Origin of the sequence: Streptomyces sp. XM83C, from assembly GCF_023072675.1 — a bacterium.
GTDB lineage: Bacteria > Actinomycetota > Actinomycetes > Streptomycetales > Streptomycetaceae > Streptomyces > Streptomyces thermocoprophilus.
In genome coordinates, this window is sequence record NZ_JALLGL010000229.1 from 1 (window position 1) to 9,965 (window position 9,965).

The 9,965-nt window shown below is 73.9% G+C and carries 6 protein-coding genes and 1 riboswitch; all 6 genes read right to left on the reverse strand.

Features of this window, described 5'->3' with window-relative positions; translation table 11 throughout:
• Positions 1-895 (reverse strand): cobyrinate a,c-diamide synthase (locus tag MTQ10_RS22390; protein ID WP_374117667.1); only part of this gene is annotated, 895 nt, incomplete at its 3' end.
• A 7-nt stretch (positions 896-902) separates the two neighbouring features.
• The gene (cobO, locus tag MTQ10_RS22395) at positions 903-1,502 is read right to left on the reverse strand and encodes a cob(I)yrinic acid a,c-diamide adenosyltransferase (protein WP_247471445.1); all 600 of its coding nucleotides are present in this window, start codon (positions 1,500-1,502) and stop codon (positions 903-905) included.
• Entirely contained in the window at positions 1,502-3,496 is a 1,995-nt protein-coding gene (locus MTQ10_RS22400) for a putative cobaltochelatase (RefSeq protein ID WP_247471459.1), read from the reverse strand. The genes cobO and MTQ10_RS22400 overlap by 1 nt, the downstream gene beginning before the upstream one ends.
• On the reverse strand, positions 3,493-7,143 hold the full coding sequence (gene cobN, locus MTQ10_RS22405; protein ID WP_247471463.1) for a cobaltochelatase subunit CobN: 3,651 nt from the start codon (positions 7,141-7,143) through the stop codon (positions 3,493-3,495). The genes MTQ10_RS22400 and cobN overlap by 4 nt, the downstream gene beginning before the upstream one ends.
• Positions 7,140-8,648: a cobyric acid synthase gene (locus tag MTQ10_RS22410; protein ID WP_247471465.1), complete on the reverse strand. Its 1,509-nt coding sequence runs from the start codon at positions 8,646-8,648 to the stop codon at positions 7,140-7,142. Before MTQ10_RS22410 ends, cobN begins: the two co-directional genes overlap by 4 nt.
• Positions 8,645-9,586, reverse strand: a complete 942-nt coding sequence (locus tag MTQ10_RS22415) for a cobalamin biosynthesis protein (protein WP_247471467.1) — start codon at positions 9,584-9,586, stop codon at positions 8,645-8,647. The genes MTQ10_RS22410 and MTQ10_RS22415 overlap by 4 nt, the downstream gene beginning before the upstream one ends.
• 112 nt (positions 9,587-9,698) lie before the next feature.
• A riboswitch (cobalamin riboswitch) is annotated at positions 9,699-9,840 on the reverse strand.
• Positions 9,841-9,965: the final 125 nt, after the last annotated feature.

A 9,965-nucleotide genomic window follows, 5' to 3' on the forward strand; every position in this document is an offset into this window, starting at 1 on the left:
GGGCCCCGGCCGCGACCCCGACGCAGGCCCCGGCCGCGACCCCGGCCACCGCGTCGCCCGCGGACCACGCCCGCCCAACCACCGCCCCGGCGGCCCGCGCCACCCCCAGCACGGCCTCCAGATCACACCCGTCGGCGACCAACGCCCCCATCGCCGCGACGGCCTCCACCGCCGCCCCCCGCCGCTCGGCGACCGGCACCAGCCCCAGATGCCGCGACGGCGTCTCCACCCGCCCCGCCCGCCGCAGCACACCGAGCACCGGCACCCCGACCGCGTCCAGCGCCTCCCGCAGCAGCGCCTCGTGCCGCTCGGAGCCCACCCTGTTCAGGATCACGCCCCCGACCCGCACCTCCGGGTCCCACGACACGAACCCGTGCACCAGCGCCGCCACCGACCGCGACTGCGACGACGCGTCGACGACCAGCACCACCGGCGCCCGCAGCAGCTTCGCGACCTGCGCGGTGGACGCCAGCTCACCCTCCCCGGCGGCACCGTCGTACAGCCCCATCACACCCTCGACGACCGCGAGATCGCACCCGGCCGCCCCGTGCAGGAACAGCGGCGCGATCAGCTCGGGCCCGCACAGGTACGCGTCGAGGTTGCGCCCCGTACGCCCGGTCGCGAGCGCGTGATAGCCGGGGTCGATGTAGTCCGGGCCCACCTTGTGCCCGGACACGGCGAGCCCCCGCGCGGCGAACGCGGCCATCAGCCCGGTGGCGACGGTGGTCTTGCCGCACCCGGAGGACGGAGCGGCCACGACGATCCGGGGCACGACCGCCCCGCCGGACGACACGGACGGCGACACGGACGGGGAAGGGGACGGCGACACCGACGGGGAAGGGGAGGGCGGCACCGACGGGGAAGGGGACGGCGAGACCGACGGGGAAGGGGACATCACGGCCTCACCACTCGATGCCCCGCTGGCCCTTCTGGCCCACGTCCATCGGATGCTTCACCTTGGACATGTCGGTCACCAGGTCCGCGAAGTCGACGAGCTTCTCCGGCGCGTTCCGCCCGGTGATCACCACATGCTGCGTCCCCGGCCGCTCCCGCAGCACGGAGATCACCTCATCGGTGTCCACCCACCCCCAGTGCATCGGATACGCGAACTCGTCGAGGACGTACAGCTTGTACGTCTGTGCCGCCAGGTCCCGCTTGACCTGCTCCCAGCCCTCCCGGGCCTTCCCCTCGTTGTCCATCTGGGCGTCACGCTGGACCCACGACCAGCCCTCGCCCATCTTGTGCCAGGCGACGGTCCCGCCCTGCCCGGACGCACCCAGCACCCGCAGCGCGTTCTCCTCGCCGACCTTCCACTTCGCCGACTTGACGAACTGGAACACCCCGATCGGCCAGCCCTGGTTCCAGGCCCGCAGCGCCAGCCCGAACGCCGCCGTCGACTTGCCCTTCCCGATCCCGGTGTGCACGACCACCAGCGGACGGTTCCGCCGCTGACGCGTCGTCAGACCGTCGTCGGGGACGACACTCGGCTGTCCCTTCGGCACTACGCGGCCCTCCTCTGCACGTCCTTCACCAGCCCGGTGATGCTGTCGGCGCGCAGCTCGTCCAGCGTCACCGCCGTACCGCCCAGCTCACCCGCGAGCTTCCCGGCAAGACCCAGCCGCACCGGCCCCGACTCACAGTCCACGACCACCGACGCGATCCCCTCGGCCGCGAACAGCCCCGCCGCCTTCGAAGCCAGCAGCAACGGCTCCGGACCACCGGTCGCCCGCCCGTCCGTCACCACGACCACCAACGGCCGCCGTGCCGCGTCCCGCAGCCGCTCCACCCGCAGAACGTCATGCGCCCTCAGCAGCCCCGCCGCGAGCGGTGTACGCCCGCCCGTCGGCAGCGACTCCAGCCGCGCAGCGGCGGCGTCCACGGACGACGTCGGCGGCAGCGCCACCTCCGCGCCCGAACCCCGGAAGGTCACCAGACCCACCTTGTCCCGCCGCTGGTACGCGTCCAGCAGCAGCGACAGCACGGCACCCTTCACCGCACTCATCCGCTGCCGCGCCGCCATCGACCCGGAGGCGTCGACCACGAACAGCACGAGGTTGCCCTCACGCCCCTCACGCACCGCCTGCCGCAGATCGTCCCGCCGTACGACGAGCCCGGGACCCGACCGGCCACGCGCCCGCTGATGCGGCGCCGCCGCCTGCACCGTCGCCGCCAGGTGCAGCCTGGTCAGCGCCCCCCGCGGGCGGCGCGCCCCCGTCGTCCGACCGTGCTCCGTCCGCGCCCGCGAACGGCGCCCCGCGGCACCCTCACCGACCCCGGGCACGCTCAGCACCCGCGTACGGAACGGCTCGGCGGCCCGTACGGCCGACTGCTCCCCGGCCCCGGCCGGCTGCGGCTGCCCGCCCTCACCCTCCTCGGGCCGCGCGCCGGCGTCCCCGCCCTGCGGACCGGCATCGGGCGCGGGCGGAGCACCGCCCCCGGGGCCACCGCCGTCACCGTCGGGGTCCGGATCGGGGTCCGGGTCCTCGCCGGCGAACTGCTCCAGCGTCTCGTCCAGCTTGTCCTCGTCGAGACCGGGCGCGTCGAAGGGATTGCGCCGCCGGCGGTGCGGCAGCGCGAGCAGCGCGGCCTGCCGCACGTCCTCGGCGAGCACATCCGTGCGCCCGGCCCACGCGGCCAGCGCGGTCGCCGTACGCGCCATCACGATGTCGGCACGCATGCCGTCCACCTCGAACGCGGCGCACGTCGCGGCGATCTGCCGAAGCGCCCCGTCACCCAGCCGCACCTGCGGCAGCAGCGCCCGCGCCGCCACGATCCGCTGCCGTACGGCGGCCTCCTCGCCGGCCCACCGCGCGGCGAACGCGGCCGGGTCGGCGTCATGGGCGAGCCGCCGCCTGACGACCTCCACCCGCGTGTCGGGATCACGGGACGCGGCGACCTCGACGGTCAGCCCGAACCGGTCGAGCAGCTGAGGCCGCAGCTCGCCCTCCTCCGGATTCATGGTCCCGACCAGCAGGAACCGCGCGGCATGCCGTACGGAGACACCCTCGCGCTCGACGTAGGAGGAGCCCATCGCGGCGGCGTCCAGCAGGAGGTCGACCAGATGGTCGTGGAGGAGGTTGACCTCGTCGACGTAGAGGATGCCCCGATGCGCCTCGGCCAGCAGCCCCGGCTCGAACGTCTTCACGCCCTCGGACAGCGCCCGCTCGATGTCCAGCGCGCCGACGAGCCGGTCCTCGGAGGCACCGACGGGCAGCTCGACCATCCGCGCGGGCCGCAGCGTGCCCTCGCCCGCCGCGTGCGGCCCGTCCGGGCACGCGGGGTCGGGCGTGCCGGGATCGCAGGAGAACCGGCACCCGGGCACGACGGCCACCTCCGGCAGCAGCGCCGACAGGGCACGCACGGCGGTCGACTTCGCGGTGCCCTTCTCACCGCGTACGAGCACCCCGCCGACGGCCGGCGAGACCGCGTTCAGCAGCAGGGCGAGCCGCAGATCGTCCTGGCCGACCACGGCCGTGAAAGGAAAGGGGGTGTTCACCGGTCGCCCTCCAGGTCGCCTTCGAGCTCCAGATAGGTGGCGCGCAACCGCTCCAGCGTCTCCGCGTCCGGCTCCGCCCACAGCCCGCGGTCCGCCGCCTCCAGCAGGCGCTCGGTGATGCCGCGCAGCGCCCACGGGTTGGACTTGCGCATGAACTCCCGGTTCTCCGGCGAGAACACGTACTCGGACGCCAGCTTCTCGTACATCCAGTCGTCCACCACGCCCGCCGTCGCGTCGTACCCGAACAGGTAGTCCACGGTCGCGGCCATCTCGAAAGCACCCTTGTAGCCGTGCCGTCGCATCGCCGCCATCCAGCGCGGGTTGACCACCCGGGCCCGGAACACCCGGTGCGTCTCCTCGCCCAGCGTCCGCGTCCTCACCTGGTCCGGCACGGCCGAATCACCCACGTACGCCTCGGGGTTGTCGCCGGTCAGATGGCGGACCATGGCGACCATGCCGCCGTGGTACTGGAAGTAGTCGTCGGCGTCGACAAGATCATGTTCTCTGGTGTCCACGTTCTTCGCCGCCACCGCGATCCGCCGGAACGCCGTCTCCATGTCCCCGCGCGCCGGCCGCCCGTCCAGTCCGCGCCCGTAGGCGTAGCCGCCCCACACCGCGTACACCTCGGCGAGGTCGGCGTCGGAGCGCCAGTTGCGGGCGTCGATCAGCGGCAGCAGGCCGGCACCGTACGCGCCCGGCTTGGAGCCGAAGATGCGGGACGTGGCGCGCCGCCGGTCACCGTGCACGGCGGCGTCCTCCTCGACGTGCGCCCGCACATGGTTGGCCTCGGCCGGTTCGTCCAGCTCGGCCACCGCCCGTACGGCATCGTCGATCAACCCCACCACATGCGGGAACGCGTCCCGGAAGAAACCGGAGATGCGGACGGTGACGTCGATGCGGGGCCGGCCCAGCTCCCCGAGGGGGATCACCTCGAAGCCGGTCACCCTGCGAGAGGCGTCGTCCCACACGGGACGGCAGCCCAGCAGCGCCAGGATCTCCGCGATGTCGTCGCCCTGGGTGCGCATGGCGGACGTGCCCCACACCGTCAGGCCGACCGACTTCGGGTACTCACCGTTGTCGGCGAGATACCGCTGCACCAGCGAGTCCGCCAGCGACTGGCCGACCTCCCAGCTCAGCCGGGAGGGGATCGCCTTGGGGTCGACGGAGTAGAAGTTCCGGCCGGTCGGCAGGACGTTGACCAGGCCGCGCGTCGGCGAGCCGGACGGGCCGGCGGGGACGTGACCGCCGTTCAGGGCGCGCAGGATGTGCCCGATCTCGTCGGTCGTGCGGGCCAGCCGCGGTACGACCTCCGCGCACGCGAACTCCAGCACCGCGACCGCGTCCGGCAGTTCGACGCCGAGCACCTCCCGGACCAGGCCCGGCACCTCGGCGGCCCGCCAGTCCCGCTCCTCCATGCCCTCCGCGACCCGCCGGCACAACTGCTCCAGCAGGTCGATCGCGTCGGAGGCCGTGCGGGACGGGCCGTCGACCAGATCCGTCAGCTCCGCCGGCACCTTCACCGGCGCGCCCGGCTCGGCCAGCAGTTCCTTCTCGTCGAGCCCGAAGTGCGCGGCGAGCGCGGACCGCAGACCCGGCAGGGCGTTCGCCTGCCCGCCCCACACCTGCGAGGCTCGCAGCACCGCCAGCACCAGGTTCACGCGGGGCTCGCCGACGGGGCCGCCGCCCAGGACGTGCAGGCCGTCGCGGATCTGGACGTCCTTGATCTCGCAGAGATAGCCGTCGATGTGCATGACGAACTCGTCGAACTCGTCGTCGTCCGGCTGCTCGTCGACGTGGAGGTCGTGGTGGAGCTCGGCGGCCTTCACCAGCGTCCAGATCTGCGCCCGTACGGCCGGCGCCTTCGACGGGTCCAGGTCGGAGACGAGGGCGTACTCGTCGAGGAGCTGCTCCAGCCTGGCCAGGTCGCCGTAGGTGTCGGCGCGGGCCATCGGCGGCACGAGATGGTCGACGACGGTGGCGTGTCCGCGCCGCTTGGCCTGGGTGCCCTCACCGGGGTCGTTCACGATGAACGGGTAGATCAGCGGCAGCTCGCCCAGCACCGCGTCCGGCGCGCAGCCCCGGCTGAGCCCGAGACCCTTGCCGGGCAGCCACTCCATGGTGCCGTGCTTGCCCATGTGGACGACGGCGTCGGCGCCGAAGCCGTGCTCCAGCCAGCGGTACGCCGCCATGTAGTGGTGGGACGGCGGCATGTCCGGGTCGTGGTAGATCGCGATCGGGTTCTCGCCGAAGCCGCGCGGCGGCTGGATCATCACCACGACGTTCCCGAACCGGAGGGACGCCAGCACGATGTCGTCGCCGTCGACGTACAGGGAGCCCGGCGGTTCGCCCCACGCCTCCGTCATCGCCTCCCGCAGCTTTGGGTCGAGCCGGTCGAACCAGGCGCGGTAATCGGCGAGCGGCACGCGCGCGGGGGCCGCCGCGAGCTGCTCCTCCGTCAGCCATTCCACATCGTGGCCGCCGGCCTCGATCAGACGGTGGATCAGCTCGTCACCGTTGTCGGGGTACCCCTCCACGGCGTACCCGGCGTCCCGCAGCGCGTCCAGGACACGGACCGCGGAGGCGGGGGTGTCCAGGCCGACGGCGTTGCCGACGCGGGAGTGCTTCGTCGGGTACGCGGTGAAGACCAGCGCGATCTTCTTCTCGCTGTCGGGCTTGTGCCGCAGCCGGGCGTGCCGTACGGCGATGCCCGCCACCCGCGAGGCGCGCTCGGGGTCGGCGACGTACACGGGGACGTCGTCGGGGCCCTGCTCCTTGAAGGAGAACGGCACCGTGACGAGCCGTCCGTCGAACTCGGGGATGGCGACCTGCATCGCCGCGTCCATCGGGGACAGGGCGGCGTCGGACTCCTCCCACGCCTGCCGCGTCGAGGTCAGGCACAGGCCCTGGAGGACGGGGATGTCCAGGTCGGCGAGGGCGCCGATGTCCCAGGACTCGTCGTCGCCGCCGGCGGAGGCCCGCGAGGCGTGCGTGCCGCCCGCGGCGAGCACCGTGGCGACGAGGGCGTCGGCGCCGCGCAGGATGTCGTACAGGCCGTCGTCGGCGCCGCGCAGCGAACCGCAGTACACGGGCAGCGCGTTCGCGCCGTGCGCCTCGATCGCGTCGCAGAGGGTGTCGACGAAGGCGGTGTTGCCGCTGAGTTCGTGGGCGCGGTAGAAGAGCACGCCGACCGTCGGGCGGCCGGGCAGGCTCTCGCGGCTGCCGTGGACGCCGTACTCGGGCATCCTGCGGGGCGGTTCGAAGCCCTCGCCGGTGAGCAGGACGGTGTCCGAGAGGAAGCGGGCCAGTTCGGCGAGGTTGGCGGGGCCGCCCTCGACGAGGTACTTCAGCGCCTCGGCGACGACACCGGCGGGCACGCTGGACTCCGCCATCAGCTCCGCGTCCGGCACGGACTCCCCGCCGAGCAGCACGCACGGGACGCCGGACGCCTTCAGCACGGCCAGCCCGTCCTCCCAGGCCCGCTTGCCGCCGAGCAGCCGTACGACGGCCACGTCCGCGCCTTCCAGCAGCCGCGGCAGCTCCTCGGCGACATCCACGCGGGTGGGGTTGCCGATGCGGTAGCCGGTGCCGCCGGCGCGGGCGGCCAGCAGATCCGTGTCGGCGGTCGACAACAACAACACTGTGCTCATGCGGGCGCTCCCGGTGGGATGAAGGGCAGTCCTCGCGGCGCGCCGGACTCGATGAGCCGCCACAGCGCGTCCGTGTCCGCGTGCTGTTCGATCAGGTCGCCGAGCCGGTCGAGCTGCTCCTCGCGCAGCGCGGCGAAAGAGGTGTCCGGTGCGGGGACGAAGCGGCGGCCCGCGGCGGCGGCCACCTCGCGCAGGAACGCGCGGCGGAAACCGTCCGACTCCAGCGAGCCGTGCCAGTGGGTGCCCCAGGTCTGGCCGGAGCGGCACCCGTCGAGGAAGGGGTCCCCGCCGGTGACCTCGGCGACGCCGTGGTGGATCTCGTACCCCTCGACGTGCTCGCCGAGGGCGGTGCCCGAGGGCCGGGTGAGGGTCTTCTCGCGGGCGAACCGCACCCGCACGGGCAGCACGCCCAGCCCGTCGACATGACCGCGGCGGCTCTCCACGTCGTCCTCGATGTGCTCGCCGAGGATCTGGAAGCCGCCGCAGACGCCGAGGACCGGGCGCTGTTCGGCGGCGCGGCGCACCAGCGCGTCGGCGAGGCCGCGCTCGCGCAGCCACTCCAGCGCGCGGACGGTGCCGCGGGTGCCGGGGACGACGACCAGGTCGGCGTCGGCGAGTTCCTCCGGCCGGTCCACGAACCGCACCACGACACCCGGTTCGGCGGCGAGCGCGTCCACGTCCGTGAAGTTCGACATGAGCGGGATCGCGCAGACGGCGACCCGCAGCACGTCCTCGCCGACGGGCGGCGCCACGGCCGACTCGCGGACGGCGCCGCGCAGCGACACCCTGAGCCCGTCCTCCTCGTCGATGCCGAGGCCGTGCCGGAACGGCAGCACCCCGTAGGCGGGCCGCCCGGTGAGGTCCTTCAGCATGTCCAGGCCGGGCTCCAACAGGGTGACGTCCCCGCGGAACTTGTTGACGAGGAACCCGGCGACCAGCGCCTGGTCCTCGGGGGAGAGCAGCGCGACCGTGCCGAAGAAGGACGCGAAGACCCCGCCGCGGTCGATGTCCCCGACCACGAGCACGGGCAGCCCCGCACCCCGCGCGATGCCCATGTTGACGATGTCGGTACGGCGCAGATTGATCTCCGCCGGGCTGCCGGCCCCCTCACAGATCACCGCGTCATACGTGCCCCGCAGTTCGGCCAGGCACTCCAGCACCGTGCCCAGCAGCCGCTGCTGCCGGCCGCCGTGGTAGCCGCGCGCGCTCAGCTCGCCGACCGGCTTGCCCAGCAGCACGACCTGGCTGCTCTGCTCCCCGCCCGGCTTCAGCAGCACCGGGTTCATCTGCGCGGTCGGCTCGATACGGCAGGCCTGCGCCTGCATGGCCTGCGCCCGCCCGATCTCCGCGCCGTCGCGGGTGACGAACGAGTTCAGCGACATGTTCTGTGCCTTGAACGGCGCCACCTTCACGCCCTGCCGCACCAGCCACCGGCAGATCCCCGCGGTGACGACGCTCTTGCCCGCGTCACTCGTGGTGCCGGCGACGAGAAGCCCACCCCTCATGCCCTGCGCCCCTTTCCGAGCAGCCGTGCGCCGGCGCACACGCCGAGCGCCAGCCAGCTCACGCGCCGGGACAGCCGTACCGCCCGGCCGATGTCGTGCGGGGCGACCGCGCGCCCCTGCCCGTTCAGCACGGGCCGGTGCTCGACGCGGCCCCCGTACGACAGCGTCCCGCCGAGCCGCACCCCGAGGGCGCCCGCGAAGGAGGCCTCCACGGGACCGGCGTTGGGGCTCGGATGCTTCGCCGCGTCCGCGCGCCACGCCCGTACGGCACCGCGCGGGTCCGGCCCGGACAGGGCGGCGAGTACGGCGGTGAGCCGGGCGCCCGGCCGGCCGGCGACGTCGTCGAGGCGGGCGGAGGCCCAGCCGAAGCGGCGGTAGCGGGGCGACTTGTGGCCGACCATGGCGTCCAGCGTGTTCACCGCGCGGAAGCCGAGCAGACCGGGCACCCCGGCGACCGCGCCCCACACCAGTGCGCCGACGACGGCGTCCGAGGTGTTCTCGGCGACGGACTCCACCACGGCGCGGGCGATGCCGTCGGCGTCCAGCGCCTGCGGGTCCCGGCCGCACAGATGCGGCAGCCGTGCCCGGGCCGCCTCCACGTCGCCGGCCTCCAGGGCGCGGCCGATGGTGCGGGCCTCGCGGGCGAGGCTGGTGCCGCCGACGACCGACCAGGTGGCGGCGGCCGTCAGCGCGACGGAGGCGGCGGGGGAGCGGCGTACGGCACGTGCGGCGAGCGCCCCCAGCGCGACTGCGCCACCGGCGCACACCGCGGTGTGCAGGGCGCCCCGGCCGCGGTGGTCGCGGTACAGGGCTCGTTCGACGCCTGACGCGGCCCGCCCGAACAGGGCGACCGGATGTCCGCGGCGCGGATCGCCGAGGAGCAGGTCGCCGAGTAGGCCGCCGGCGGCGCCGTACGCGAAGACGCGTTCGGCACGCATGGGCTCAGCCGGCCGCGGAGACGGTGAGCAACCTGGTCGTGAGACGTGTCTGGGAACTCGATCGGCAGCCGAGCATGGCGGTGTGTCCTCACTCAGGGTGTCCACGCCCTGGTTCGAAGGAAATCCGACGGCGAGAGTTCCTGGCTCCCGGGGACTGCTCCCCGGTCACAGTGGCGGGACCGCGCCGGATTCACACCGGCTTCCTCTCCTGCCGCCGTACATGGCCCCGGAAGTCCACCACGCCCCCGGAAGGGCCGTCAACTTGCCCTTGACCTGCGTGGGGAGAGTGTGGAGAACCCCACACCCCGTGCGTGCCCGGTGCCTCTCGCGGCACACGGCCGCCCCGCCGGTCCCGTGGGGGCGGGTCCGGCGGGGGCGG